This window comes from Massilia alkalitolerans DSM 17462, assembly GCF_000427785.1.
Classification (GTDB): domain Bacteria; phylum Pseudomonadota; class Gammaproteobacteria; order Burkholderiales; family Burkholderiaceae_D; genus Telluria; species Telluria alkalitolerans.
This window is the reverse complement of the sequence record NZ_ATYR01000074.1, coordinates 1-1,396: the sequence shown is the minus strand read 5'-3', so window position 1 is coordinate 1,396 and position 1,396 is coordinate 1. Positions and strand designations below refer to the sequence as shown.

The window sequence follows — 1,396 nt, the reverse complement described above, 5'->3', positions numbered from 1 at the left end:
CGAACAGGACCGTGAAACGACTTTGCGCCGATGATAGTGCTGCAACCAGTGTGAAAGTAGGTTATCGTCAGGCTAGTTATAAGAAAAACCCCACCAGATGATTCTGGTGGGGTTTTTTGCTTTGTGCCGTATTCTCGAGAGCCCTCGGCCGCGCTACCCCAAAGTTGCGACTGCGCCGCCGGCGCCCAGCCTTGGGCAAAAAAAAGCCCCGGTCATGAACCGAGGCTTCCGCCCGACCGGTTTCCCGGCCAGGTCCCAGCTGTGCGACACCGCGACCCGGTGGGAGGCGTGCCGACTAGCTCGCCCTTGCCTTTACGCGCCGAAGTCGCCGGTACTTTGCACGGCTGGGCCAACACTCACCACCGTAACGCTCCCCCCGATATCGGAACTTCGGGTCGGTGAATGCAGCCCAGTTCAACATACTCCCCGCGTCATGCAGGCTGACGTGCTTCGACCATAGTGCCAGGGCACGGTTCAATCGGATCCCGATTGATGTCGCAGCACTGATTATCCGGCTGCAAGAAAACTCATCTGTTCGACAACTCACATAAGCGAAAACGCTCAGGGACGACGATTTTTACGAGCCATTGCCCGCGCCCGGCGTGGGACATAAAACCACAAACCCGACAACAGCAAGAGCGTTCCCAGCGCCGCGGCAACGCTGAGCGTCATGCGTGCCGACATGCCCGCCGTGACGATATGAATGACCGTGAACATGTCCAGGGCCAGGCCGATCGCAAGCGGGCAGAGCGCACCGCGAATCATCACCGACGACAGCTTCACCATCGCCCCCGTGGCGTGGCCCCGGCAGGTGCGGTAGTAGATCGCCGGCGTCATGACCATGGCGACGGAAACGATCACCATGATGAGCGCCGCGGCATGGCAGGCCTTCGCGTAATACGCCAGCTCTTCGAAGCGATCGTTGAAGACCGCGATCGTCTGGAAACCGAATAAAGCCTGGACACCAGGCAGAACGACTCGCGCCTCTTCAATGATATTGCGCATCTCTAGGTCATCTGAATCGTTCGCCTGGTCAATTTTTTCCATGGTCTAACAGTACGCGGAAAACCTCCTTCCTTCAATGTCCACATGCCTAGACCCACTATGGAACGCCAGGGGCCGGACGCCAAGGAGAAGCGTGTAGCTTCCTTTGTACAGTCGCTTCCGGCAAACGCTGCCCTTGCCCTTCCAAACCAGGTTTGCTATAGTCTCGTTTCTCCGACGCACACAGCAGCTTTTACAGCAGCGACAGCGAAAGAGACGAGGGGTTGACGAGTTAAGCGAAACACTGCATAATCTCACTTCTCTGCTGCTGACGAACACAACGCTTCGTACGGTGCAGCAAGGTAGTACAGAACAACAGTTCTTTAACAATCAACAGTCGATAAGTGTGGGC

General features: G+C 57.1%; 1 protein-coding gene. It reads right to left on the bottom strand.

Features of this window, described 5'->3' with window-relative positions; genetic code table 11:
- Nucleotides 1-561 precede the first annotated feature (561 nt).
- On the bottom strand, nucleotides 562-1,047 hold the full coding sequence (locus YWC_RS31850) for a DUF6328 family protein (RefSeq protein ID WP_027868102.1): 486 nt from the start codon (nucleotides 1,045-1,047) through the stop codon (nucleotides 562-564).
- Nucleotides 1,048-1,396 lie beyond the last annotated feature (349 nt).